Below are 25,970 nucleotides of genomic sequence, written 5' to 3' on the forward strand. Positions count from 1 at the left end.
CGCCGCTCAATGGTCGAGCGGCAGCAGGATCTGAAATTCGGTACGTCCGGGCCGGCTTTCGACCTCGATCATCCCGTCGTGCTGCTGCACGAACGTCTGCGCGAGCGTGAGGCCGAGGCCGCTGCCGTCGTCGCGCCCGGACACGAGCGGGTAGAAGATCCGGTCGCGGATTTCCTCCGGAATGCCGGGCCCGTTGTCGATCACGTGCAAGTCCAGTGCCAGCCTGTACAAGCGCTTCGCGATCGTCACCTTGCGCGCAATGCGCGTGCGCAGCTCGATCTTCGCGTCGCCCTGCGCGATGCGTTCGCGCAGCGCCTGCGCGGCGTTGCGCACGATGTTGAGCAGCGCCTGGATCAGTTGCTCCTTGTCGCCGCGCAGGTCCGGCACGCTCACGTCGTAGTCGCGCTCGATCGTGAGCCCGCGCGGGAATTCCGCGAGCATCACCGCGCGCACGCGTTCGCATACTTCATGAATGTTCACGTCGCCGACGATGTGCGGATGCCGATGCGGCTCCAGCAACCGGTCGACGAGCGTCTGCAGGCGATCGGACTCCTTGATGATCACCTGCGTGTATTCGCGCAACTCGCCGCGCTCGCGCTCGCCGAGCTCGAATTCGAGCAGCTGGGCTGCGCCGCGAATGCCGCCGAGCGGGTTCTTGATCTCGTGCGCGAGGTTGCGGATCAGCTGCTTGTTGACCGCGGTCAGGTCGTGGATGCGCTCCTCGCGATCGGTGCGCGACTGCCGCTCGTTCTCGAACAGCTCGACGAGCACGAAATCGGGCGCGGTCTCGAGGAAGCCGACGATCGCGTGCACATGCAGCGGTTCGCGGCCGGGCCGGTCGAGCACGGTATCGAGGTGCGTCGCGTGAAAGCGTTCCTCGCCGATCGCGGTGATCGTCGATGCCAGCTCGTTCGCATTCGGAAAGATCTCGCCCCACGGCCGCTGCGCGAGCTGCCGGCGCGAAATGTCGAGCATCGCCTCCGCGGACGGGTTCGCGAACGCGATCCGCAGCGTCTTGCGATCGAGCACGATCACGACCGTCGGCAGCGCTTCCAGCCCCGCCAGCAGGCCCGAGCGTGCGAGCCGCTCGTCGTCCGTCAGTCGCTCGGGCTGCCCCGTTTTCGCCTTGATCAGATTCTTCAGAACCATCTGCGTGCTTGTCGCGCCTCAACGGGCCAGAAAAGGAAAAATCACCGGAACAAAAAAGGGACGGCTGGACGCCGCCCCTTTCAGACTCCGCCGTTCCCGCCGCAGGCCGCGCGACGGGAACGAACCGGCATGACGGCGCTGAATCGAAGCGCCATCGCCGATTAGAGCGAGTAGTACATCTCGAACTCGATCGGGTGCGTCGTCATGCGGAACTTCGCCAGCTCCTGCTCCTTCAGCGCGAGGTACGCGTCGAGCATGCCGTCCGTGAACACGCCGCCACGGGTCAGGAACTCGCGATCCTTGTCGAGCGCTTCGATTGCCTGGTCGAGACCCGCGCAGACGGTCGGGATCTTTGCATCCTCTTCCGGCGGCAGGTCGTACAGGTTCTTGTCCGCGGCTTCGCCCGGATGGATCTTGTTCTGGATCCCGTCGAGGCCTGCCATCATCAGTGCCGAGAACAGCAGGTACGGGTTCGCCATCGGATCCGGGAAGCGCGTTTCGATACGGCGGCCCTTCGGGTTCGACACGTGCGGAATGCGGATCGATGCCGAACGGTTGCGTGCCGAGTAGGCGAGCTTGACCGGTGCTTCAAAGTGCGGGACCAGACGCTTGTACGAGTTCGTCGTCGGGTTCGTGATCGCGTTCAGCGCACGGGCGTGCTTGATGATGCCGCCGATGTAGAACAGCGCCAGTTCCGACAGGCCGGCGTAGCCGTTACCCGCGAACAGGTTCTGGCCGTCCTTCCAGATCGACTGGTGAACGTGCATGCCCGAACCGTTGTCGCCGACGACCGGCTTCGGCATGAAGGTTGCCGTCTTGCCGTACGAGTGCGCGACGTTGTGGATGATGTACTTCGACCATTGCGTCCAGTCGGCGCGCTGAACCAGCGTCGAGAACTTCGTGCCGATTTCGTTCTGGCCCTGGCCCGCCACTTCGTGGTGGTGCACTTCGACCGGGATGCCGAGCTGTTCGAGCAGCAGGCACATCTCCGAACGCATGTCCTGGAACGTGTCGACCGGCGCGACCGGGAAGTAGCCGCCCTTCGTGCCCGGACGATGGCCCGTGTTGCCGCCTTCGAATTCCTTGCCGGCCGACCACGGTGCTTCTTCCGAGTTGATCTTCACGAAGCAGCCCGACATGTCCGTGTTCCACTGGACCGAGTCGAAAATGAAGAATTCCGGCTCCGGACCGAAGTAGGCCGTGTCACCGATGCCCGTGCTCTTCAGGTACGCTTCCGCGCGCTTCGCGAGCGAACGCGGATCGCGCTCGTAGCCCTTGCCGTCGGCCGGCTCGACCACGTCGCAGGTCAGCACCAGGGTCGACTCTTCATAGAACGGGTCGATGAACGCAGCGGTCGGGTCCGGCATGAGCAGCATGTCCGACGCCTCGATGCCCTTCCAGCCGGCGATCGACGAGCCGTCGAATGCATGGCCGCTTTCGAACTTGTCTTCGTCAAACGCCGAAACCGGCACCGACACGTGCTGTTCCTTGCCGCGCGTATCCGTGAAGCGGAAATCGACAAACTTGACGTCCTCGTCCTTCACGAGCTGCATGACGTCGGCGACGGTTTTACTCATAACCTCTTCTCCTGATTGAACAATTCCGGCGGACTGGGAACCGCCTCGTTTATCGAGCTGACCGGGGTCTTGCTTTGGCGCAGCGCGCCCCGATTCGACCGAATTCTATAAAGCAGCTTCCGTGCCACCTATGCGCGAGATTGGCGCGAATCTCGCCGGCGCTCGTCGCGACGGGGCTGTGCTGCGCAATTCCGGGGCTCCGCTGCGCCCCGCCGGCCAACCGAAAGCACCGACATGGTGCAATCATCGCGGCGCGCCCTACTCGTCGAATCATCTTGGTGCACGCGAGCCATTTTGCACTCTTTTGGTGAGCGCGTGTGGGGTGCGCACATCGGATCCCAGGCGGATATCCGTGCCGCGACGCCGCGCTAGAATGCTCGTTTGACCGATAGGAGACCCCCTGCCATGAGTACGCTCGACCAGCTTTACGCGAAGGCCGACGAACGGCGCGCACAAGCCTCGCTCAACTACGCCGGGGCGCTGCTGCCGGCCGAGGCGTTCGAACTGCTGCAGCTCGATCCGTCGGCGCGCCTCGTCGACGTGCGCACGCGCGCCGAACTCGACTGGATCGGGCGCCCGCTCGTCGGCGACGGCCAGTACCTGCACCTCGAATGGACGCGCTACCCGGGCGGCGTGCCGAACGCCGAATTCGTCAACGAACTGAAGGCGGCCCTCCCGGCCGATACGCCCATCCTGTTCCTGTGCCGCAGCGCCGCGCGCTCGAAGCTCGCCGCGATCGCCTCCACGCAAGCCGGCTTCACGAAGGCCTTCGATCTGCTCGAAGGCTTCGAGGGCGCGAAGGACGCCGAAGGCCACCGCAAGACGGTCGAAGGCTGGTGCTTCCGGAAACTGCCGTGGATCGGCGCCTGACGGGACGCCGCTCCCGCCGGTGACGAAACCCCATCGTCGAGCCGGGCGATGACATGCCGATGACGGGCCGCGTTGCGCGGCCCGTGGTTTTTGCGTGACTGATCGAGGAGCCGCTCAGGCGCGCGGCGTATCGGGTTCGACGACGTCGCCGCCGAGCAGGTGCACACCTTCGCGCAGCTTCACGTACGCAGCCGCGACCGCTTCCGGTTCGCCCTTCACACCAAGGTCGATGTGACGGCGCGCGTAAATCCCGCCGCGCTCCGCATCGCCGACGCTCGGCAGGCTGAACACGCGCACGCCCGGGAAATCGCGCTCGATGCGCTCCATCAGCGGCGTGAGCGTCGATTCCGGCAGTTCGAACACGTACAGCGAGCGCTCCGCGTGCGGCGTCGCGTGATGCAGGTGCGCATACTTCGTGTCGAGCACCCATTCGATCATCGGCCACGCCATCACCGGGAAGCCCGGCACGAAGTGCAGGTCGCCGACCGAGAAGCCGGGAATCCGGTTGTAGCCGTTCGGGATGATCGTCGCGCCCACCGGGAACACGCCCATGTTGAAGCGGTGCTGGTTCTCCGGCGACTCGAAATCGACCGGCGTGGCCGGATCGGCGTGCGTCTCGCGGATCCGCTCGGAAATCAGCACCTTCGCTTCCGGATGCAGCTCGAGCGGCACGCCGAGCGCGGCGGCCGCGCACTGGCGCGTGTGGTCGTCTGGCGTCGCGCCGATCCCGCCCGTCGAGAACACGATGTCGCCCGACGCGATCGCGCGTGCGAGGGTCGCCGTGATGCGCGCCGGATCGTCGCCGACGTATTCGGCCCAGTCGAGCGCGAGGCCGCGCGCGCCGAGCAGCTCGATGACTTTCGCCAGATGCTTGTCCTGCCGGCGGCCCGAAAGGATTTCGTCGCCGATGATGATGATGCCGATGCTCATGCCTGCCCCATGTCGATTGCGGTGGCGCGCGAACTCGCGCGCAGGTCCTCCAGCGCGCGCAGGCAGTAATGCCCGAACCACAGCGCCGAGAAGACGAGGATGAAAGCGTATACCCAGATCATGGCCGCCGCGACGAACGGAAACAGCACCATCATCCAGATCGACGATACCCACACGAAGGTCGGTACGGTGCCGAGCAGCCCGGTCGCGACGCCGATGCCGATCAGCGGCCAGCGGTGCCGCCGCACGAGTGTCCGGCGCTCGTCGCGGCTCGCGTGCAGCGCGAGCGCGTCGTAGGTCATCACGCGGTAGGTGAGCCAGCCCCAGATCACCGGCGGCAGCAGCGCGAAGAACGGCGGAATCAGCCACAGCGGGATCGTGACGACCAGCACGACGACGCCGGCCAGCGCCGCCCCCAGCGAATTGAACACGCTGCCGAGGAAGGTGCCGCCCCGCTTCGGCTCGAGCGCCGCGAACTGCCGGTTCGCGAGGTGCTTGATCACGACCGGCATCGAGATCGTTGCGATCAGCAGCAGCACGGTCAGCACGATCAGCGGAATCGCGAGCGACACGACCACGAACGGCGCGACGACCGCATGCAGCTGCGACATGCCGATCGCATCGAACGCGCGGTACAGCATGGCCGTCAGCACGAAGCCGTCGAGCGCGCCGCGTGCGAGGTCCAGCAGCGACTGCCACGAGAACCACAGCACGACGCCCCACAGGACGGCCGAGACGAGAAACGGCATCAGGGTGAGCCACAGCATGCGCGGATGCAGTGCACTCGCCAATGCGCGGACGAAGGAACGCAGCAAGTCGTTCATGCGAGCCTGTATCGACGGAGAAAAACGGGGAAAGGATAAACCACGCGGCCCGCATGCGCCAAAGCACATGCGGGCCGCGTGGGAGAGCCGCTCAAGATTGGAATGGCCGGATCAGGCCGATGCAGCGCCGCGCTTGGCGGGGAACAGGCGCCGGAAGATCCGCACGAACGCGAGGCCGTGCTGCGCCCAGAAACCTTCGCCGTAGGACACGCCCTCGACCTGGTCGCGGATGCCGGTCGGCTCGACCGTGCGGTTCCACGACGCGGTGCCGAACATCATGTCCCACCACGGGAACAGCACGCCGAAGTTGCAGCCGTACTTCGTGCCTTCGTGGCCGTAGCCGACCGCGTGGTGGCGGCGGTGGAAGATCGGGCTCACGAACAGGCGCTCGCCGAGCCAGCCGAACGACAGCCGCGCATTCGTGTGCTGAATGCTCTGCATGAAGTTCGTGAACGCGGTCAGCACGACGAACTGCGACGGCGTCACGCCGATCACGAGCGCGATCGCCGCGAAGAAGCACGACTGGATCACGTCGTCGAGCACGTGGTTGCGGTCGTCGCACCACAGCGACATCTGGCGCTGGCTGTGATGCACCGCGTGCAGCTCCCACCAGATGCCGAACTTGTGCTGCCAGCGGTGATACCAGTAGCCGGCGAAGTCGAGCACGACGAGATAGATCGCGAACGTGACGATCGGTTTCGAGGTCACGCCCGGCCACAGGTAGTCTAGGTTGAGGTTCGCGACGCCGTGCAGGCGCAGCCACGCCTGGAAGTTGTCGAACAGCGGCTGCAGCGCGAAGAAGAAGAACAGCGAGTAGATGCCGAGCTTCGCGATCGCCGTGTAGATCACGTCGACCCGCACGGCACGGCGGTTGGTCCAGCGCTCGACGGGCAGCAGCGCCTCGAGCGGGCGCAGCAGCACGAACATCAGCACCATCTGCAGCGCCCCGACGATCACCCAGTACAGCGCATCGTAGGTGTCCTCGTCATAGTCCATCAGGTTGAACTTGAAGAGGAGCGGCTGCACGACGTCGACGTACAGCCAGGTCTGGATGTCCGATACGAATGCATCGATCAGGTGCAGCATCGTTCTCCCCCGCCCGTCACGCGCCGTTTGCGGCGCGCCACGGCGCGCGGTCGTAGAAGTAGATACCGTGCGGCGAGCGGCCGACGGCGATCGTCTGCACCAGCTTGCGCGACGCCAGGTCGATGATCCCGACCTTCTTCGCGAAGCGGAACGTCACCCACAGCGACTTCTTGTCGGCGGACAGCTCCATGTCGTCCGGGCCCGGCAGCAGGCCGGTGATGTCGCCGACGTTGGTGAGCGTGTTCTCGTCGATGATGCTGATCGTGTTCGCGACCCGGTTCGTGACCGCGACGTGCGTGCCGTCGGCGAGCGAGCGGAAGTTGTGCGCGCCCTTGCCCGTGTAGATCTGCTTGACGACCTTCTGGTTGCGCCAGTCGACCACCGCGACGTAATCCGCGCCGGTCATCCCGACGAGCAGGTACTTGTCGTCCGGCGTGAGCCACAGGCCGGCCGGCACCTTGCCGACCTTCATCTTCCACTTGACCGTCTGCGTCGGCAGGTCGATCGCCGCGATCTCGCCGGAAACCTGCAGCGACACGAGCAGCGTCTTGCTGTCCTTCGTGAACGCAAGGTGGCTCGGCATCACCTCGAGCGGCACGCGCTTCACGAGCTTCAGGTCGCGGCCGTCGTAGCCGTAGATGTCGACGCGGTCGAGGCGCAGGCCGGCCGCCGCGAACCATTTACGGTCGGGCGAGAAGCCGAGCTGGTAAGGATCGTCGATCCCTTCGACGGTGCGCTGCAGCTTGCCCGTCTTCGGATCGAGGAACATCAGGCTGTTCGAGACCGAATTTGCAACGATCAGCGACGAATTGTCGGGCGTCGCCATCAGGTGGTGCGGTTCCTTGCCGGTCGGCATCGTGGCGACGACCTGGCGGGTCTGCTGGTCGATCAGGGACAGCGTCGCTTCAGCCGAATTGAGGATGATCACGTTATTCGCGTGGGCGGCGGGCGCCAGCACGGCGGCGGCCAGCGCGAGCGTGCGGCCGAGGGAAAGGAAAGTGCGCATGAAGACTCACGTCGTGGAACAACCGTCATTGTAAAACGTTCAACCGGCCCGGCCGGTTGACCGAAGCCGGCTTTGCGCCACTTCGACGCACGCCGCGGCGGCCCTGACGGCCGGCGCGGCAAGCGCCGCGCGGCCGGCCGGGGCCGGCCGCCGGTGCGGGCCCGGGAAACCGATGTTGCGCTAGCGCTGCATCGACTCCCAGACCTTGTGCAGACGCTTGACAGAGACAGGCATCGGCGTGCGCAGTTCCTGCGCGAACAGCGAAATCCGCAGTTCCTCGAGCAGCCAGCGGAATTCCGCGAGCCGCGCATCGGCGACGCCGCCGCGCTGCGACACCGCGCGCTGGTACTGCTGCGCGAGCGGCAGCAGGTCGGCCGACTGCTTCGCGTCGCGCGCCGGGTCGGCCTTCAGCTTGTCGATCCGCAGCGCGATGCCCTTCAGGTAGCGCGGGAAGTGCGCCAGTTGCACGTACGGCGTATCGATCACGAAGCGCTTGCCGACCAGCGCGGCGAGCTGCTGCTGCAGGTCCGCATGCGCCTGCGCGAACGGCTTCGCCTGCGCGAGCTTCTTCACGAGCCCCGCGTATTCGGCCAGGATCTGCCCGACCAGCCGCGCGATTTCCTGCGCGAGCAGGTTCAGGCGGCTCCGGCCCTCGTCGCGGCGTGCGTGGAAGCTCGCGTCGTCGTCCGGCAGCGGGTCCTGCAGGCATGCACGGTCGAGCGCCGTGTCGATCAGCTGGTCGCGCAGCTCGTCCTGCGTGCCGAGCGACATGTACTGCATCGCCATCTCGCGCAGGCCCGGCAGGTTCTTCTCGAGGAACTTGATCGGCTCCTTCAGCTGCAGCGCGAACAGCCGCCGCAGGCCGGCCCGGTGGATGCGCGCGGCCTCCTCCGGCGAATCGAACACCTCGACGTCGCAATGCGTGCCGCGATCGACGAGCGCCGGGTAGCCGTACAGCGTCTGGCCGCGCCGGCGGATCTCCAGCAGCTCGGGCAGCTTGCCGAAATTCCACGTCGTCAGGTTCTCGTACAGCGCCGTCGCACCGGTTTCCGCCGGCGCGGCCGTCTGCGGCGCGGCGCCCTTGCCGGCCTTCGCGTTGCGGCCGGCTGCGCCGGTCGTCGCAGCCGTGGCCGGCGCCTGGCCGATTGGCTCGCCGCCGTCGGCATCGCCGCCGGCCGCGATCGTCGACGCCGCCGCGATCTTCTGGAACTGCTGCTGCGCCTGCGCGCCCAGCTCCTGGCGAAGCTGCGCGAGATTGCGCCCCATCGCGAGCTGGCGGCCGTGCTCGTCGATCACCTTGAAGTTCATGAACAGGTGCGCGGGCAGCGTTTCCAGCTTGAAGTCGGCCGTTTTCATCGCGATTTGCGTTTCACCGCGCACGTCGGCGATCAGCGCCTCGACGAGCCCGCCCGCGCCGAAGCGCTCGCGGCCCATCCGCTCGACGAAGCCGGCCGCGTACTCGGGCAGCGGCACGCAATGCCGGCGCAGCTTCTGCGGCAGCGACTTCAGCAGCAACTGCACCTTTTCCTTCAGCATCCCCGGCACCAGCCACTCGCAGCGGCGCGCGTCGACCTGGTTCAGCGCATACAGCGGCACCGCGAGCGTCACGCCGTCGCGCGGCGTGCCGGGCTCGAAGTGATACGTGAGCGCCATCTCGACGCCGGCCATCGTCGCGCGCTTCGGGAACAGCTCGGTCGTCACGCCGGCCGCCTCGTGGCGCATCAGGTCGTCGCGCGACAGGTACAGCAGCCGCAGCTTGTCCTCGGGCTGGCCGCCCTTCTTTACTTCGTCGCGATACCAGCGCTCGAACGCGGCGCCCGTGTGAATCCCTTCCGGAATCGCCTGGTCGTAGTACGCGTAGATCAGTTCGTCGTCGACCAGCACGTCCTGCCGGCGCGACTTGTGTTCGAGCTGCTCGATGTCGGCGAGCAGCTTGCGGTTGTGCGCGAAGAACGCGAGCTTCGTGTCGAACTCGCCCTCGACCAGCGCGCCGCGGATGAACAGCTCGCGTGCGCGCGACGGATCCTGCTTGCCGAACGCCACGCGCCGGCGGTGGTAGATCGGCAGCCCGTACAGCGTTGCGCGCTCGTACGCGCTGACCTGCGCCGGCCGCTTTTCCCAGTGCGGCTCCGACAGCGATTTCTTCAGCAAGTGCGCGCCGATCTTCTCGACCCATTCGGGCTCGATCTTCGCGAGGCAGCGCGCGTACAGCCGGCTCGTCTCGACGAGCTCGGCCGCCATCACCCAGCGGCCGGCCTTCTTCGCGAGCGCGGAGCCCGGCCACAGGTAGAACTTGATCCCGCGCGCGCCGAGATAGTGCGGATCGTCGTCGGCCTTCAGGCCGAGGTTGCCGAGCAGGCCCGTCAACAGGGCCAGATGGACCTGTTCATACGTGGCCTCGACTTCGTTCAGCCGCCAGCCGTGCTCGCGCACGACGGTCAGCAGTTGCGAATGGACATCGCGCCATTCGCGCAGCCGCAGGTGCGACAGGAAATTCTGCCGGCACGCGTCGATCAGTTGCCGGTTCGATTTCTTGTGCGCGACAGCCTCTTCGAACCACGCCCAGATCTTCAGCCACTGCAGGAATTCGGAACGCTCGTCGGCAAACCGGCGGTGCGCCTGGTCGGCCTGCTCCTGCGCTTCGATCGGGCGGTCGCGCGGATCCTGCACGGACAGCGCGCTCGCGATGATCAGCACTTCACGCAGCGACTGCTGGTCGCGCGCGGCGAGAATCATCCGGCCGACGCGCGGGTCGAGCGGCAGCCGCGCGAGTTCGCGGCCGAGCGGCGTCAGCGCGTTGTCGTCGTCGACCGCGCCGAGTTCGTTGAGCAACTGGTAGCCGTCCGCGATCGCGCGACCGGGCGGCGGCTCGAGGAACGGGAACGATTCGATCGCCGTCAGGTGCAGCGACTTCATCCGCAGGATCACCGACGCGAGCGACGAGCGCAGGATTTCCGGATCGGTGAAACGCGCGCGCGCCTGGTAGTCGCTTTCCTCGTACAAGCGGATGCAGACGCCGTCGGCCACGCGGCCGCAACGGCCCGCGCGCTGGTTCGCGGCCGCCTGCGAGATCGACTCGACCTGCAGCTGCTCGACCTTGTTCCGGTACGAATAGCGCTTCACGCGCGCGAGGCCGGTGTCGACCACATAGCGGATGCCCGGCACCGTCAGCGAGGTTTCGGCCACGTTGGTCGCCAGCACGATCCGGCGCGCGTTCGACGCCTTGAACACCTTGTCCTGGTCGGCCGCCGACAGCCGCGCGAACAGCGGCAGGATCTCGGTATGCGGCGGATGGTGCTTGCGCAGCGCCTCGGCCGCTTCACGGATCTCGCGCTCGCCGGGCAGGAACACCAGCACGTCGCCGGGGCCCTCGCGGCACAGCTCGTCGACCGCGTCGACGATCGCGTCCATCAGGTCGCGCTCGGCTTCTCGCGCGGTCTTCACGCGGTCACGGCCGGCCGTGCCTTCGGCGTTCTTGACAGCCGGGCGATCCTCGGCCACCGGCCGGTAGCGCATCTCGACCGGATACAGCCGCCCGCTCACCTCGATCACGGGCGCGGGGCGCTCGTCGGTGCCGAAATGGCGCGCAAAGCGATCGGCGTCGATCGTCGCGGACGTGACGATCAGCTTCAGGTCCGGCCGCCTCGGCAGGATTTCCTTCAGGTAGCCGAGCAGGAAGTCGATGTTCAGGCTGCGCTCGTGCGCCTCGTCGATGATCAGCGTGTCGTACGCCTTCAGCAACGGATCGGTCTGCGTCTCGGCGAGCAGGATCCCGTCCGTCATCAGCTTCACGGACGCGCCCGGCGCGAGATTGTCGGTAAAGCGCACCTTGTAGCCAACCACTTCGCCGAACGGCGTGCCGAGTTCCTCGGCGATCCGGCGGCCGGTGGACGACGCAGCGAGGCGGCGCGGCTGCGTATGGCCGATCAGGCCCGTGCCGCCGGCGCCGAGGCCGCGGCCGAGATCGAGACAGATCTTCGGCAGCTGCGTGGTCTTGCCCGAGCCGGTTTCGCCGCAGACGATGACAACCTGATGACCGGCGATCGCGCGCGCGATTTCATCGCGCTTGCCCGACACGGGCAGGCTTTCGGGGTACGTGATCGGCGGGACCGGGTTCGGCGTGACGACGGCGCGCGGCGGACGCTCGCGGCGCGGCGCGCGCTCGCCCGTTGCAACGGATGCATCCTTCGCGGCCGGCTGGCGCGCGTCGCCGCGCGATTCGGCGCCGCGCGGCCCGCGCGGCTCGTGCGCAGGCTTGCCCGCGTGCTGTTCCTGCTGCCGGCGCGGCGGCTGGCCCTGCTGCTGGCGTGCATCGGCCGCACCATCCGGGTGCCGGGCCGACGGCGCTTTGGCCCGCGTCGGCGCGGGACTTTTAGGTACATTCGACATGGGGGCGCATTATAATCCCGCCCATGAATTCCCAAACCGACCTCCCTCCCGCCCAGACCGGCGCCACGACGCCGCCGGCTGCCGACGACTCGGCCGCCAGTCACGCGCAGTTCGTCGACTGGATGCGCTCCGTCGCGCCCTATATCCACAAGTTCCGCAACAGCACGTTCGTCGTGGGGTTCGGCGGCGAGGTGGTGCAGCAGGGGCTGCTGAATGCGCTCGTGTCCGACATCGCGCTGCTGCAGGCGATGGGTATCCAGATCGTGCTGGTGCACGGCTCGCGCCCGCAGGTCGAGGAGCAGCTGAGCCTGCACGGTGTCGAATCCGAGTTTTCGCACGGCCTGCGCATCACGGACGCGCGCGCGCTCGAATCCGCGAAGGAAGCGGCCGGTGAAGTGCGTCTCGACATCGAGGCCGCGATCAGCCAGGGGCTGCCGAACTCGCCGATGGCGCACGCGCACATCAGCGTCGTGTCGGGCAACTTCGTGACCGCTCGGCCGGTGGGGATTCTCGACGGGGTCGATTTCGCGCACACGGGCATCGTGCGCAAGATCGACGCCGAATCGATCCGTCATTCGCTCGCGAGCCGCAAGCTCGTGCTGCTGTCGCCGCTGGGCTTCTCGCCGACCGGCGAAGCGTTCAACCTGTCGATGGAAGACGTGGCGTCGGCCGCCGCAATCGCACTGCGCGCCGACAAGATCGTGTTCCTGACCGACGGCCCCGGCATCGTCGACGACGAAGGCGAGCTGATCCGCGAAATGTCGCTCGACGCGGCGGCCGAGCTGCTCGATTCCGGCAACATCCAGGGCGACGACGCGTTCTTCCTGAAACACTCGATCCGCGCGTGCCGCGGCGGCGTGACCCGCGCGCACCTGATTCCGCAATCGCTCGACGGCAGCATGCTGCTCGAACTGTTCCTGCACGACGGCGTCGGCACGATGATCTCGTACGAGAACCTCGAAAGCCTGCGCGAAGCGACGCCGGACGACGTCGGCGGCATCCTGTCGCTGATCGAGCCGCTCGAGTCGGACGGCACGCTGGTGCGGCGCGGCCGCCATCAGATCGAACGCGACATCGACCACTTCTCGGTGATCGAGCACGATGGCGTGCTGTTCGGCTGCGCGGCGCTGTATCCGTACCAGCAGGAGAAGATCGGCGAGATGGCATGCCTGACGGTCGCACCGGAAGCGCAGGGCTCGGGCGACGGCGAACGCCTGCTCAAGCGCATCGAGCAGCGCGCCCGCGCGCGCGGCCTCACGCACATCTTCGTGCTCACGACGCGCACCGAGCACTGGTTCCTCAAGCGCGGCTTCGTCAAGGTCAGCGTCGACGACCTCCCGGAAGACCGCCGCAAACTCTATAACTGGCAGCGCAAGTCGCTCGTGCTGATGAAACAGCTCTGAGCGCAGGCACGACTGCCCTCCCCCAGTCCGATTACAGGAGAAGTACACGATGGCTCGAATGATCCAATGCGCGAAGCTCGGCAAGGAAGCCGAAGGCCTCGATTTCCCGCCGCTGCCGGGCGAACTCGGCAAGCGCATTTACGAGAGCGTCTCGAAGGAAGCGTGGCAAGGCTGGTTGAAGCAGCAAACGATGCTGATCAACGAAAACCGCCTGAACATGGCCGACCCGCGCGCGCGCCAGTACCTGATGAAGCAGACCGAAAAGTACTTCTTCGGCGACGGCGCGGACCAGGCGTCCGGCTACGTGCCGCCGACGGAAGGCTGATGACGCGATGGCGCGCGGCCGGCGCAAGTTGCCGGCCACGCGCTCCGGAGAAAACGGCACCGTGTTTCGCACGGTGCCGTTTTCTTTTTGGACGCACGCGTTCGGTGCGTTCCGGCGTCCCGTCGTTCTGGCGTTGCGCGCGGCTCAGCCAGCCGGCTTCAACGCACCGCCCTCGCCCGGCTGCACGTTCCCGCCGGCCGCAGCTTCCGCGCTGCCGCCTTCGCTGCCCCATTCGGCCGCGTCGCTGCGTTCGGCCGTCGACAGCTCGTCCGCGCGATACCCGGTGCGATTGAGCAGCGCCAGCATGCAGACGAGCGATACGAGCGCGTAAAGCCCCGATGCGACCGCGACGCCGACGATGCTGCCGGTCGAATTGAGGATCGCCTGCGCGAGCACGGGCGTGCCGCCGCCGACGACGAGCGCGCTCAACTGATACGCGAGCGACAGGCCCGTGTAGCGGATGTTCGCCGGGAACACGCGCGCGAGCACGCCGCCGACCGCGCCGTAGAACATTGCCGACGGAATCGTCGAGATGCACATGCCCGCGACGGCCACCCAGTACGACCGCGTCGCGAGCGCATGGAACATCACGGGCATCAGCACGATTTCCGGAATCAGGATCCAGCACATCGCGCGACGCATGTCGACCTTCGACACGAACCACGCGCCAACCGGCTGCATCAGGAACTGCACGACGAGCGAGATCGACAGGATGCCGAGGAACGTGCCCTGCGCGTAACCGAGCGCCTTCGTCGCCCACGACAGCGCGAACGTGCTGCGGAAGTACGTGACGTTGATCACCGGCAGCGTGCCGGCCGCGAGCAGCACGACGACCCAGTGATCGCGCACGACGTCGCGCAGCGGCAGCTTCACGGTGCGCTTGCGCGCGAGCACGCGCTGCATGTCGGCCGACTCCTCGAGCTTCAGCCGGATCACCATGCCGATGATCACGAGCACGGCCGACAGCAGGAACGGAATGCGCCAGCCCCACATCAGGAACGACGGGGTGGGCAGCGCGCTCAGCGCGAAGAACGCGGCAGTCGCGAGCAGGTTGCCGGTGGGCGAGCCCTGCTGCGCGAACGCCGCATACAGGATGCTGCGATGCTTCGGCGCGTTCTCGCTCGCGATCAGCACCGCGCCGCCCCACTCGCCGCCGACCGCGATGCCTTGCAGCACGCGCAGCACGACGAGGCCGGCCGGCGCCCATACACCGATCTGCGCATAGCCGGGCAACAGGCCGATGCCGGTCGTGGCCAGCCCCATCATCACCAGCGTGATCACGAGCGCCGTCTTGCGGCCGACGCGATCGCCGAGATGCCCGAACACGATGCCGCCGAGCGGCCGCGCGGCGAAGCCGGCCCAGAACGTGACGAACGCCAGCAGCGTCGCGACGCCGGGATCCATCGTGCTTGAAAAAAACACCTTGCCGAACACGAGCGCCGCGGCCGTGCCGTAGATGTAGAAGTCGTACCACTCGATCGTGGTGCCGACGAACGCTGCGAAAGCGGCGCGGCCGGGCCGCGGCTGCGGCGCGGCGGTCGGGGATTGCGGACGGCTCATCGATGTCTCCATGTTTGTGTGTCGGCGGCGCGACTGGTGCGCGCGTTGCCGGTTGGCCGGCCTTGCGCCGCCGGCTGGCGGGTTTGGCCTACGTTGCGTTGCCTTGCATCGGGTCGGGCCGGCAGCGCAAGCTCGCCTGCCGGGCCTCTCGAACGGTCACGTCGCCTCCGGCGCGGCTTTCAGCACGCCGGCGTCGAGCAGTTGCTGCTGGAGCGCGGGATCGACGCCGAGGCGATCGAGCACCGCGCGCGTGTCGCCGCCGAGTGCGGGCGGCGGCGAACGATAGGTGGCTGGCGTGCGTGACAGCTTCACCGGCGACGCCGTGCCGCGATACGCGCCGATCTCGACGAACAGATTCCGGTGCAGCGCATGCGGATCGTGCGCGACGTCGGCCACCGTGCGCACGGGCCCGCACGGCACGCCGGCCGCCATCAGGTCGCGTGCGAGCGGCTCGCAGGCGTGCGCGGCAAGCCGCGCTTCCAGTTCGGCCTTCAGCTCCGGCCGGTGCGCGCAGCGGCTGCGGTTGTCGACGAAGCGCGGATCGCTTGCGAGCGCAGGCACGCCGAGATGCGCGACGAGCCGCGCGAACTGCCGGTCGTTGCCGACCGCGAGGAAGATCGGCACGCTCGCCGTGCGATAGCTGTCGTACGGCGCGATGTTCGGATGCGCGTTGCCGCTGCGCGCCGGCACGCGCCCGGAACCGAAGAAGTTCGGCAGGTGCGGATGCAGCAGTGACACGCCGCAGTCGTACAGCGCGATGTCGATCGATTGCCCTTGCCCGCTCCTCTCTCGCTCCGCGAGCGCCAGCAGGATGCCGGCCAGCGCGTTGAGGCCCGTGACCATGTCGACGATCGGCAGGCCGATGCGCGTCGCATCGCCGTCGCGCTCGCCGTTCACGCTCATCAGCCCCGCCATCGCCTGGATTACCGCGTCGTAGCCAGGCAGCCCGCCGAGCGGGCCGCCTTCGCCGAAGCCCGTCACCGCGCAGTGGATCAGGCGCGGGAAGCGCGGCTGCAGGTCGCGCGCGTAGTCCATCCCCCAGCGCGCGAGCGTGCCGGGCTTGAAGTTCTCCACGAGCACGTCGGCCTCTTCAAGCAGGCGCCACAGGATTGCGCGCCCCTCGTCGCGCGACAGGTCGAGCGCAAGCCCTTCCTTGTTGCGGTTGACGCCCATGAAATACCACGCGGTATCGCCGAGGAACGGCGGCCCCCAGCCGCGCGTCTCGTCACCGTCCGGCGGCTCGATCTTGACCACCGTCGCGCCGTGGTCGGCGAGCGCCTGCGTGCAGTACGGGCCGCCGAGCACACGGCTCAGGTCGACGACCTTCAGGCCGTCCAGTGCGCCACGCGTCGTGCTCATCGCTCGACCTCCGGCAGCAGGTCGAGCGCGGTATCGAGCGCGATCGGCGTGCCGCGCAGCAGTGCGCCGTACGCGACCGATTCGTCGTCGCGCGATGGCGGCGCGAGCGGATCGACCGGCAGCAGCTTGTGGCGCACGACAAGGTGCGCGAGCGCGAGCCGCCGGAAATCCGGCGCGAGCCGTACGCCCTCGCACGCCATCAGCACGGCCGCGCTCGCGTAGTACAGCGCGGACGCGGCCTGCCGCACGCGAGCGTCGTCACCCTCGGCCGCGACCCGCATGAGCGCGTCGCAGGCACGCGCGAGGATGCGCCGCAGCGCCGCACGGCTCGCATCGGGCAGCGGCGCTGCACCGAGGCGGTCGCCGAGGAACGTGCGCAACGCGTCGAGCGCGTGCTCGCGCTGCGCGGCCCGCGCGACATCGAGCGCGACGATGTTGCTCGTGCCCTCCCAGATCGAGCCGAGATGCGCATCGCGCACGATGCGCGCATCGCTCCATTCCTCGATGTAGCCGGTGCCGCCGCGCACTTCCATCGCATCGCCCGTCACGCGCCGCGCATCGCGGCACGCGCGGAACTTGATCAGCGGCGTCAGGATCCGCACGCAGCGCGCGGCCTGCTCGTCGCCGGCTTCAGCCTGCGGCAGCAGCAGTGCGATCTGCATGAACATCGCGCGCGCGGCCTCGGCCGGCAACAGCATCTTCAGCAACTGGCGTTGCATCAGCGGCATCTCGATCAGCTTGCGGCCAAAGGCCTCGCGATGCGCGGCGACGTGCAGCGCTTCGTTCAGCGCGCGCCGCATCAGCCCCGCCGCACGCACGCCGTTCGACAGCCGCGACAGGTTGATCATGTCGGCCATCTGGTGAAAGCCGCGGCCGATCTCGCCGATCAGGTAAGCCTGCGCGCCTTCGAGCGCGATCTCGCCGCTCGCCATCGACCGGCTGCCGAGCTTGTCCTTCAGGCGCACGATCCGGTAGCGGTTGCGCGTGCCGTCCGGCAGCGTCTTCGGCAGCAGGAACAACGCGAGGCCCTTGATGCCGTCCGGCGCACCGTCGGGGCGCGCGAGCACCATCGCGAGATCGGCGTCCGCGTTCGAGCAGAACCATTTGTCGCCATGCAGGCGCCAGGTCGTCTCGCCATGCGCGTCCGTCTCGCGCGTCGCGCGCGTCGTGATGCGGCCGACGTCGGATCCGGCCGCCTGCTCGGTCATGAACATCGCACCCTGGTACAGCGTGTCGAAATCGCGCGACGCGAGCATCGGCAGGTAGCGCGCGACCAGCGCCGGATCGCCGTGGCGGCGCAGCGTGTGCGTCAGCGAATCGGTCATGCTGACCGGGCAGCACAGCCCGAACTCGGCCTGCACGAACAGGAACGTCAGCGCGTACTTGACGAGCGGCGGCACGGCATCCGGCTGATGGCTCAGCGACGCGATCCCGAGTTCCGAATACGCGACGCGCTCGAGCGCGACGTAGGCAGGATCCTTGTCGATCCGCTGCACGGCCTCGCCGCGCCGGTTGCGGTACTCGAGCACGGGCGGATGCTTGTCCGCGCGCGACGCCCATTCGTCGAGCTCGCCCGACACGCGCGCGCCGAGCGCGCGCAGTTGCGGTTCGAGCTCGGTGTAACGCGCGTCGCCCAGGTGCAGCTTCAGGAGCGCGCCGAGATCGGGATCGACGGTGAAGAAGTTGACGCCCCGGCTGTCGGGGATGTTGGATGCGCCGGCGGCCGGCGTGCGATCGGTGTCGTTCATGCGTGCGTCTCCGTTGCGGAGCGGAGCGGGCGCCCTGCGCCTGTCCTGCTCCCGTATTTCGCGGCCGGAGCGCGTCGGCGTGCCGACACCGCCCGGTCCCGCGTCTAACTTTCGGAAGAGCGTAGGCTTGCGATCGATAAGCGTCCAATACAGGATTTATCCGGTACGATAGACAACACTTATCGATGCCGGCGCCGGGAGGAGACCCGATGGAACTCAGGCAGTTGCGCTATTTCGTGGCGGTCGCCGAGGAACTGCATTTCGGGCGCGCGGCGAAGCGCCTGTTCATCTCGCAGCCGGCGCTGAGTTTCGACATCCGCAAGTTCGAAGAAGCGCTCGGCGTGCAGCTGTTCTCGCGTACCAACAAGACCGTCGCGCTGACCAACGCGGGCGAGGTGCTGCTCGGCGAAGCGCGCCGGCTGCTGCTGCAGGCGGCCGAAGCAGAACGCCTGACGGTGCGCTCCGCGTCGGGCCTCGCGGGCCGGCTGCGGATCGGCTTCGTTCATTCGATGCTGTATCGCGGGCTGCCCGATGCGGTGCGGCGCTTCGAGGCCGACTATCCCGGTGTCGAGATCGTGTTGAGCGAGATGAATTCGCACGCGCAGGTGCAGGCGATCCAGCGCGGCCAGATCGATCTCGGCTACGCGCACTGGGGGCACTTCCCGCCCGAGGTCGAGGCGACGCCCGTCTATGCGGAACCGTTCGTCTGCTGTCTGCCGTCCAACCATCCGCTCGCGCGGCACAAGCAGGTCGCGCTCGCCACGCTGGCTGCGGAACCGTTCATCCTGTTCCCGCGCGAGGCCGCGCCGCACTATCACGACCTGATCATCGCGCAATGCGTGAACGCCGGCTTCAGCCCGTTGATCCGTCACGAGGCGCGACTGTGGCAAACCATCCTGTCGATGATCGAGTTCGGGATGGGCGTCGCGCTCGTGCCGCGCGTGCTGCAGCAGGTAAAGAGCGAGCGGCTCGCGTTCCGCCCGCTGAAGGATGCGTCGCTCGAATCGCGCACGCTCGCGCTGAAGCGCAGCGGTACCGCGGAACCGGTCGCGCTGCGCTTCGCCGACTACGTGCGCGCGTCGATCGACGCGCTGCCCGCGCTCGAAGGGTGAGCGCGGGCGCCGCCGTTACTTCGCTTCCGGCTGGAGCACCGGCTGCGCGCGGCGATACCACACCGCATAGACGACCGACAGCACGACGAGGAACGGGATGCCGAAGATCAGCGTCATGTGGAATTCCGGCGTGAAGTACGTGGTCACCGTCACCGCGAGCATCAGGCCCGCGCCAAGCAGCGTCAGCAGCGGAAAGCCGCGCATCCGGAACGCGGGCGCCGGCAGACCGAGCGCCGCCCGGCGACGCCGGAAACAGTAGTGCGTGACGAAGATCATCATCCACACGAACAGTGCGCCGAACATCGACACCGACATCATGATCGTGAACGACGCGTCCGGATACAGCACGCTCAGCACCGTCGCCAGCGCGATGCCGAGTGTCGACAGCATCAGCGCGCCGAACGGCACGCCGCGCGCGTTCACCTCGCCGAGCGACTTCGGCGCATGCCCGGCGCGCGACAGGCTGAACATCATCCGGGTCGTGATGTAGAGCTGGCTGTTCATCGCCGACAGCGCGGCGATCAGCACGACGAAGTTGATCAACCCGGCCGCGCCCGGCAGGTGGATCGCCTCCATCACCTTGACGAACGGGCTCTCGTCGCGCCCCGCCGTCGTCCACGGCACGATCGCGAGCATCAGCGCGAGCGTGACGAGGTAGAACAGCACGAGCCGCACGATCGTCGAGCGGAACGCGCGCGTCACCGCGCGCTCCGGATCCTCTGCTTCGCCTGCCGCGACCGCGATCATCTCGATGCTCAGGTAGCTGAAGATCGACACGATCACGGCAACCCACATCCCCCACACGCCCTTCGGAAAGAAGCCGCCGTGATCGGTGTAAAGATGAAAGCCCGCGCGCGTCGCGCCACCGCCGACCAGTTCCGGATTACCGAACACCACGTATGCGCCGAGCAGGATGAAGCCGACGATCGCCGCGATCTTCACGACCGAGAAGCCGTATTCGACCGCGCCGAACACGTCGACGCTGCGCGCGTTGACGAACACGAGCAGCGCCGAGAAGCCGACGATCCACAGCCAGCCCGGCACGCCCGGGAACCAGTACTTCATGTACAGCGCAATCGCGGTGACCTCGGTGCCGACCGCGAGCACGATGCACGCCCAGTACGCATAGCGCACCAGAAACCCGGCCCACGGGCTCACGTAGTGTTCGGCATACGCGCCGAACGAGCCGGACGTCGGGTGCGCGACCGTCATCTCGGCGAGACAGCCCATCAGCAGCAGCGAGATGAACGCGCCGATCGCGTAGCTGACGAGCACGCTCGGCCCCGCGAAGCCGATCGCGAAGCCGCTGCCGAGAAAAAGCCCGGTGCCGATCGCGCCGCCGATCGCGATCATCGCCATCTGCCGCGCGGAAAGCGTGCGGCGCAGACCCTGCTCGCGCGCCGCGATGTGCTGGAATTGCCCTTCTGATTGCATCGAATGACCTCGTTCGAAAGCGATTGTCCGGTCGAAACGTCGACGGCGCACGGACCGGCGCCGGACCGCACCGGCCGCCGCGCGCCGCGTGCTCAGAACATGTGGCGCAGGCCGGCCGCGACACCCGTCTGGTTGCCGCGCCCCGGCATCTCGGTGAACGCGCCGCCCGTGACGCGGTTGTAGTCGAGCGTCGCGTAGACCTGCGTCGCCTTGGACAGCGCGTACTCGGCCTCGAGCACACCCGTGCAGCGCTTGCCGCCGTTGCCCGCGATGCCGTTCACGTTGCGGATGTCGTCGTAGTACGCGACGCCCGTCACCGACACGGCCGGCGTGAACCGGTAGCTGGCCCCCGTGTAGAAGAGCGTATCGCGGCGCGGGTTGTCCGCGAACGATCCGTAGGTGACCTCGCGGCCCGGCGCATTCAGCAGGTCCTGGTCGAGCACGCCCGAGCGATCGATGCCGCCGAGGTAGCCGGCGTACAGCGTCGCCGCGCCGAACGCATAGCGCGCGCCTGCGCCCCACGCCTGTTGTGCGCGGCTCGCGAGGTCGCGTACCTGCTGGTACGTTGCGCCGACCATCAGCCCGCCCTGCGTGTACGACACGTGCGTGCCCCAGTACGCATGCGCGCCGAGGCTGCCCGCGACACCACCGAAGCCGTAGCTCGCGCCGACGTTGAACCCGCCGAACGTGCCGTCGTAGCTGACGACGTTGCTCGCACGGCCCTGCGTGAGGAAGTACGGCCACATGTTGGCCGTGTAGTTGCCGACCGTCAGCGGATCGAGGTCGCCGAACAGGTTGAACGCCTCGGTCGCCTGGCGGCCGAGCTTCACCGCGCCCCAGTCGCTCGCGAGGCCGACATACGCATAGCGGCCGAACAGCGCGCCGTCGAGTTGCCCGTTCTGCGGCTCGAAGCCGCTTTCCAGCCGGAAGATCGCCTTCAGCCCGCCGCCGAGCGCCTCGCTGCCCTTCAGGCCCCAGCGGCTGTTGGTGATCGCGCCGTTGGTCATCTGCACGCTGGCGTCGTTCGATGCGTCGGCATGCGTGGTATAGCGAATGCTCTGGTCGACGATCCCGTACAGCGTCACGCTGCTTTGCGCCATCGCGCCGCTTGCGGCGAGCAGCCCCGCCATCGTTGGCAGTGCGAATCGGTAAGTGTTCCTCATGTTCTCCTCCATTCCTGTTATCGATTGTTGGTCATTGTGGTTGCGGATGCTGCACGCCGCACGGAGGCGGCGGACTCCGTGGCTACACGCGCCCGGCCGGCAGCGCGACGTACGCGACCAGTTCGACGCGCATCGCCGGATGCGCGAAACCCTGCACGCCGACGCACGTGCGGTTCGGATACGGTTCGCGAAAATGGCGCCGGTATTCGGCGTCGAATTCGGGCATCGCGTGCACGTCGGACAGGTAGACGAGCACCTGCGCGACGTCGTCCATCGTCGCGCCCGCCGCCGCGACGGCCTTCGCGAGATTGCCGAGCGTGAGGCGCGCCTGCTCGGTCATCGTGTCGCCGGCGATCGCGCCGGATGTGTCGACCGGCCCGTGGCCGGTGAACATCAGCCCGCCCGCGCGGGTCGCCCACGAAAACGGCTGCGCGAGCTGCGGCAAGTCGACCGGGATCGTGTCTGCCATCGTGTGCTCCTTCGGATCGAGGTGGGGAAACTCAGGCGGCCTGGCGCAATGCGCCGTCGAGTACGTCGGCGATCGCGTTCGCGACGTGATCGACGTTCGCGTCGTTCAGCCCCGCGATGCACATGCGGCCCGAGCGCAGCAAGTAAACGCCGTGCCCGGTGCGCAAGCGTTCGACGTCGTCGGCGGCGATCCCCGTGTAGCTGAACATCCCGCGCTGCGCGACCAATGCGTCGAACGAACGCCCGGGCACGCGCGTGTCGAGCCGCGCCTTCAGCGCACCGCGCATGCGCTTGATGCGCGTGCGCACTTGCGCGACCTCGCCTTCCCAGCGCGCGCGCAGCGCGTCGTCGTTCAGCACCGTCGACACGAGCTGCGCGCCGAACAGCGGCGGGCTCGAATAGGTGCGGCGCACGCCGGCCTGCAGTTGGCTCAGCACCGTCGCGGCCTCGCCGGCACCCGCGCAGACGATCGACAGCCCGCCGACGCGCTCGCCATACAGCGAGAAGTTCTTCGAGAACGAATTGCCGACGATCGCGGGCAGCCCCGCGTCGACGATGGCGCGCACGGCCCACGCGTCGTCGTCGGGACCGTCGCCGAAACCCTGGTAGGCCATGTCGAGGAACGGAATCAGGCCGCGCCGCGCGAGCACGTCGATCACCGCCTGCCACGCGTCGCGCCCCAGGTCGAGCCCCGTCGGGTTGTGGCAGCACGGCTGCAGCAGCACGACGCTGCGCGGCGGCAGCGCGTCGAGCGTCGCGAGCATCGCGTCGACGCGAATATCGTTGCGCGCTTCGTCGTAGTACGGGTACGTGTGCACGTCGAGGCCGGCCGCCGAGAAGATCACGCGATGGTTGTCCCACGTCGGGTCGCTGATCCAGACCGCGCTGTCCGGGAAGTAGCGCTTCACGAATTCCGCGCCGAGCCTGATCGCGCCCGAGCCGCCAAGCGTCTGCAGCGTCGCGATGCGCCCTTCCGCGAGCGCCGCGCAATCCGCGCCGAACACGAGGCGCTGCACGCCCTGCCTGTACGCGGCGAGCCCTTCCATCGGCAGATAGGTGTGCGGCGCGCCGGCTTCGCGCAGGCGCTCGGCCGCGATGCGTGTGCTGTCGAGCACCGGAATCCGGCCCGCGTCGTCGTAGCAGAGGCCGATGCTGAGGTTGACCTTGTTCGGATGCGCGTCCTGCTGGAACGTCTGGAACAGCGACAGGATCGGATCGCCCGGATAGGCGGGAATGTGTGCGTACATGGTCGATGAGCGAAGGTTGAAAGCGGTGGCGCGCCCCCGCGGCATGGCGTTGCGCCGGGCCGTGCAGTCGAGGCGTGGATCGAATGTTATCGAGGTCGAAATAGAATGAGCTTCATTTTTCGATGACGAATCAACCCATTTGCAGTAGAGTCTGCGTCAGTCATCTTGAAATTCACGGGATTCTGCGACATGACACTGGACCGAACCGACATGCGCATCCTCCGGCACCTCGAGCGGGACGGACGCATCAGCAACCAGGATCTTGCGAACGCGGTCGCGCTGTCGCCGTCGGCATGCCTGCGGCGCGTGAAGCTGCTCGAGGAGCGCGGTGCGATTTCGGGGTATCGCTGTACGATCGAGCCGAAGAAGGTCGGCATCGCGTTCGAAGCGCTCGTGCATGTGTCGATGCGGCCCGACGTGCCCGAGTGGCACGACCGGTTCGTGGAGGCTCTCCAGCAGTGGCCGGAAGTCGTCGCGGCGCAGATCGTGACGGGCGGCTCGAACTACGTGCTGACCGTGCGCGCGCGCGACCTCGATCACTACTCCGACTTCGTGATCAATCAGCTGCACCGCGCGACGGGCGTGATGTCGATCAACTCGAGTATCGTGCTCGCGACGCTCAAGCGCGACGGGTCGCTCCTCGATCTCGTCGAGCAGTCGACGGCCGGCTGACCGGTTCTTGCGGGGTCGTGAAAAATATTTGCAGAAAGGGCTTTACAGACCCCCAAAGCCCTGACATAATTTCAGCTTCTTTGGGCGGTTAGCTCAGCGGTAGAGCACTGCCTTCACACGGCAGGGGTCACTGGTTCGATCCCAGTACCGCCCACCAAAGAATTCAAGGCCCTGCGTCTCACGACGCAGGGCCTTTTCGTTTTGGCGGCGAGTTTGTCGCGCGGCGCACGCCGCGCAACACCGGCTTACGCTGCGCCCCCCACCCGCTCCGCCGTCGCATCGAACGCGCGCTTCGCCTTGTCGACGATCTCGTCGACCTCCGCCTCGCGAATCACGAGCGGCGGCGACAGCAGCATCCGGTCGCCGGTCGCGCGCATGATCAGGTTGCCGTTGAAGCAGAAGTCGCGGCAGATCGTGCCGATATCGACGTTCGCACCGAACCGCTCGCGCCGGTCCCGGTTGCGCGCCAGTTGAACGCCCGCGACCAGCCCCGCTCCCGCAATCTCCCCGACGATCGGGTGGTCGCCCAGCGCATCGCGCAGCCGATGCTGGAAGTACGGCCCGATGTCGTTCTTCACGCGCTCGACGATCCCTTCGTCGCGCAGCAGCTTCAGGTTCGCGACCGCGACGGCCGCCGCGACCGGGTGGCCCGAGTACGTGAGGCCGTGGTTGAATTCGCCGTTGTCGATGATCGGCCGCGCCACGCGCTCGTGAATGCCGACGGCACCCATCGGCACGTAACCCGACGTGAGGCCCTTGGCCATCGTGATCAGGTCCGGCTCGAAGCCGAAGTGCTGGTGTGCGAACCATTCGCCGGTGCGGCCGAAGCCGCCGATCACTTCGTCGGCCACCAGCAGGATGTCGTACTTGCGGCAGATGCGCTGGATTTCCGGCCAGTACGTCGACGGCGGGAAGATCACGCCGCCCGCGCCCTGGAACGGCTCGCCGATGAATGCGGCGACGTTCTCCGCGCCGAGTTCGAGAATCTTCGCTTCGAGCTGCTGGGCGCGCGCCAGGCCGAACGCTTCCGGCGTTTCGCCGGCCGCCGCTTCACCGAAGAAATACGGCTGGTCGATGTGCACGATGTGCTCGACCTTCGACGGCATCTGCTCGTGCATGTAGCCCATTCCGCCGAGCGTGCCGCCCGCGATCGTCGAGCCGTGATAGCCGTTCTTGCGCGAGATCACATACTTCTTCTGCGGCTGGCCCTGCACGCGCCAGTACTGGTGCACGAGGCGCAGCACGGTGTCGTTGCCTTCCGAGCCGCTGTTGCAGTAGAAGAAGTGGTTGAAGCCGGCAGGCGTGACTTCCGCGAGCATCGCCGAGAGTTCGATCACCGGCGGGTGCGTGGTCTTGAAGAACGTGTTGTAGAACGGCAGTTCCTGGATCTGGCGATACGCGGCGTCGGCGAGTTCCTTGCGGCCGTAGCCGACGTTCACGCACCAGAGGCCGGCCATCCCGTCGATCACCTTGTTGCCGTCCGAGTCCCACAGGTAGACGCCGTCGGCCTTCACGATCACGCGGCTGCCCGCGCGGTTCAGCGCGCCCATGTCCGAGAACGGGTGGATGTGGTGCGCGGCGTCGAGCGCGCGGTATTCGGCGGTCGAGTGCGGCGATGCAGCGTCATTTCGATCGGTCATGTTTCCTC

At 67.4% G+C, this 25,970-nt stretch carries 20 protein-coding genes and 1 tRNA gene; 6 read left to right on the forward strand and 15 right to left on the reverse strand.

Features of this window, described 5'->3' with window-relative positions:
- Nucleotides 1–6: 6 nt before the first annotated feature.
- A complete protein-coding gene (gene glnL / locus C5O79_RS13220) occupies nt 7–1,149 on the reverse strand; it encodes a nitrogen regulation protein NR(II) (RefSeq protein ID WP_039364809.1) in 1,143 nt (380 codons plus the stop codon).
- Nucleotides 1,150–1,310: 161 nt separating this feature from the next.
- Nucleotides 1,311–2,726: a type I glutamate--ammonia ligase gene (gene glnA / locus C5O79_RS13225; RefSeq protein WP_039364811.1), complete on the reverse strand. Its 1,416-nt coding sequence runs from the start codon at nt 2,724–2,726 to the stop codon at nt 1,311–1,313.
- A gap of 405 nt (nt 2,727–3,131) precedes the next feature.
- Between glnA and C5O79_RS13230 the strand changes: the two genes are divergently transcribed.
- Entirely contained in the window at nt 3,132–3,596 is a 465-nt protein-coding gene (locus C5O79_RS13230) for a rhodanese-like domain-containing protein (protein WP_039364814.1), read from the forward strand.
- Between the two features lie 114 nt (nt 3,597–3,710).
- On the opposite strand, the gene C5O79_RS13235 is transcribed toward C5O79_RS13230, so the two are convergent.
- The 5 genes from C5O79_RS13235 to hrpA form a co-directional block, all read right to left on the reverse strand.
- Nucleotides 3,711–4,526: a molybdopterin-binding protein gene (locus C5O79_RS13235; RefSeq protein ID WP_039364816.1), complete on the reverse strand. Its 816-nt coding sequence runs from the start codon at nt 4,524–4,526 to the stop codon at nt 3,711–3,713.
- Nucleotides 4,523–5,350, reverse strand: a complete 828-nt coding sequence (locus C5O79_RS13240) for an EI24 domain-containing protein (protein WP_046546075.1) — start codon at nt 5,348–5,350, stop codon at nt 4,523–4,525. Before C5O79_RS13240 ends, C5O79_RS13235 begins: the two co-directional genes overlap by 4 nt.
- Nucleotides 5,351–5,461: 111 nt before the next feature.
- Nucleotides 5,462–6,436, reverse strand: a complete 975-nt coding sequence (locus tag C5O79_RS13245; protein WP_047852133.1) for a sterol desaturase family protein — start codon at nt 6,434–6,436, stop codon at nt 5,462–5,464.
- Nucleotides 6,437–6,452: 16 nt separating this feature from the next.
- The gene (locus tag C5O79_RS13250; protein ID WP_039364822.1) at nt 6,453–7,442 is read right to left on the reverse strand and encodes a beta-propeller fold lactonase family protein; all 990 of its coding nucleotides are present in this window, start codon (nt 7,440–7,442) and stop codon (nt 6,453–6,455) included.
- 180 nt (nt 7,443–7,622) lie between these two features.
- Complete coding sequence (hrpA, locus tag C5O79_RS13255) at nt 7,623–11,831, reverse strand: ATP-dependent RNA helicase HrpA (protein WP_122474165.1); 4,209 nt, start codon at nt 11,829–11,831, stop codon at nt 7,623–7,625.
- Nucleotides 11,832–11,854: 23 nt separating this feature from the next.
- On the opposite strand from hrpA, the gene argA reads away from it, so the two are divergent.
- Both argA and C5O79_RS13265 read left to right on the forward strand, forming a co-directional pair.
- The gene (argA, locus tag C5O79_RS13260) at nt 11,855–13,234 is read left to right on the forward strand and encodes an amino-acid N-acetyltransferase (protein WP_047852131.1); all 1,380 of its coding nucleotides are present in this window, start codon (nt 11,855–11,857) and stop codon (nt 13,232–13,234) included.
- A gap of 49 nt (nt 13,235–13,283) precedes the next feature.
- Nucleotides 13,284–13,559 carry an oxidative damage protection protein gene (locus C5O79_RS13265; protein WP_006478357.1) on the forward strand — a complete coding sequence of 92 codons (276 nt, stop codon included), beginning with the start codon at nt 13,284–13,286 and terminating at the stop codon, nt 13,557–13,559.
- 144 nt (nt 13,560–13,703) lie between these two features.
- Here the strand turns inward: C5O79_RS13265 and C5O79_RS13270 are convergent, their stop codons facing one another.
- The 3 genes from C5O79_RS13270 to C5O79_RS13280 all read right to left on the reverse strand — a co-directional run bounded on the left by C5O79_RS13270 (nt 13,704) and on the right by C5O79_RS13280 (nt 18,226).
- The gene (locus C5O79_RS13270) at nt 13,704–15,119 is read right to left on the reverse strand and encodes an MFS transporter (RefSeq protein ID WP_122474564.1); all 1,416 of its coding nucleotides are present in this window, start codon (nt 15,117–15,119) and stop codon (nt 13,704–13,706) included.
- 156 nt (nt 15,120–15,275) lie between these two features.
- Entirely contained in the window at nt 15,276–16,478 is a 1,203-nt protein-coding gene (locus C5O79_RS13275) for a CoA transferase (RefSeq protein ID WP_047852130.1), read from the reverse strand.
- Entirely contained in the window at nt 16,475–18,226 is a 1,752-nt protein-coding gene (locus C5O79_RS13280) for an acyl-CoA dehydrogenase family protein (protein WP_122474166.1), read from the reverse strand. The genes C5O79_RS13275 and C5O79_RS13280 overlap by 4 nt, the downstream gene beginning before the upstream one ends.
- Before the next feature lie 209 nt (nt 18,227–18,435).
- On the opposite strand from C5O79_RS13280, the gene C5O79_RS13285 reads away from it, so the two are divergent.
- Nucleotides 18,436–19,338: a LysR family transcriptional regulator gene (locus tag C5O79_RS13285; RefSeq protein ID WP_122474167.1), complete on the forward strand. Its 903-nt coding sequence runs from the start codon at nt 18,436–18,438 to the stop codon at nt 19,336–19,338.
- Nucleotides 19,339–19,353: 15 nt separating this feature from the next.
- Here C5O79_RS13285 and C5O79_RS13290 read toward each other — a convergent pair whose 3' ends face one another.
- The 4 genes from C5O79_RS13290 to C5O79_RS13305 form a co-directional block, all read right to left on the reverse strand.
- Nucleotides 19,354–20,772: an amino acid permease gene (locus tag C5O79_RS13290; protein WP_122474168.1), complete on the reverse strand. Its 1,419-nt coding sequence runs from the start codon at nt 20,770–20,772 to the stop codon at nt 19,354–19,356.
- A gap of 92 nt (nt 20,773–20,864) precedes the next feature.
- The gene (locus C5O79_RS13295; RefSeq protein ID WP_163008992.1) at nt 20,865–21,902 is read right to left on the reverse strand and encodes a porin; all 1,038 of its coding nucleotides are present in this window, start codon (nt 21,900–21,902) and stop codon (nt 20,865–20,867) included.
- A gap of 115 nt (nt 21,903–22,017) precedes the next feature.
- Entirely contained in the window at nt 22,018–22,404 is a 387-nt protein-coding gene (locus C5O79_RS13300; RefSeq protein WP_122474169.1) for a RidA family protein, read from the reverse strand.
- Between the two features lie 31 nt (nt 22,405–22,435).
- Complete coding sequence (locus tag C5O79_RS13305; protein ID WP_122474170.1) at nt 22,436–23,650, reverse strand: amino acid aminotransferase; 1,215 nt, start codon at nt 23,648–23,650, stop codon at nt 22,436–22,438.
- Between the two features lie 189 nt (nt 23,651–23,839).
- On the opposite strand from C5O79_RS13305, the gene C5O79_RS13310 reads away from it, so the two are divergent.
- Both C5O79_RS13310 and C5O79_RS13315 read left to right on the forward strand, forming a co-directional pair.
- Complete coding sequence (locus C5O79_RS13310; RefSeq protein ID WP_046546086.1) at nt 23,840–24,322, forward strand: Lrp/AsnC family transcriptional regulator; 483 nt, start codon at nt 23,840–23,842, stop codon at nt 24,320–24,322.
- Between the two features lie 82 nt (nt 24,323–24,404).
- Nucleotides 24,405–24,479, forward strand: a tRNA-Val gene (locus C5O79_RS13315).
- Between the two features lie 88 nt (nt 24,480–24,567).
- On the opposite strand, the gene C5O79_RS13320 is transcribed toward C5O79_RS13315, so the two are convergent.
- On the reverse strand, nt 24,568–25,962 hold the full coding sequence (locus C5O79_RS13320) for an aspartate aminotransferase family protein (protein WP_122474171.1): 1,395 nt from the start codon (nt 25,960–25,962) through the stop codon (nt 24,568–24,570).
- Between the last annotated feature and the right edge of the window lie 8 nt (nt 25,963–25,970).

The organism is Burkholderia sp. SRS-25 (genome assembly GCF_004343765.1).
Taxonomy (GTDB): Bacteria; Pseudomonadota; Gammaproteobacteria; order Burkholderiales; family Burkholderiaceae; genus Burkholderia; species Burkholderia contaminans.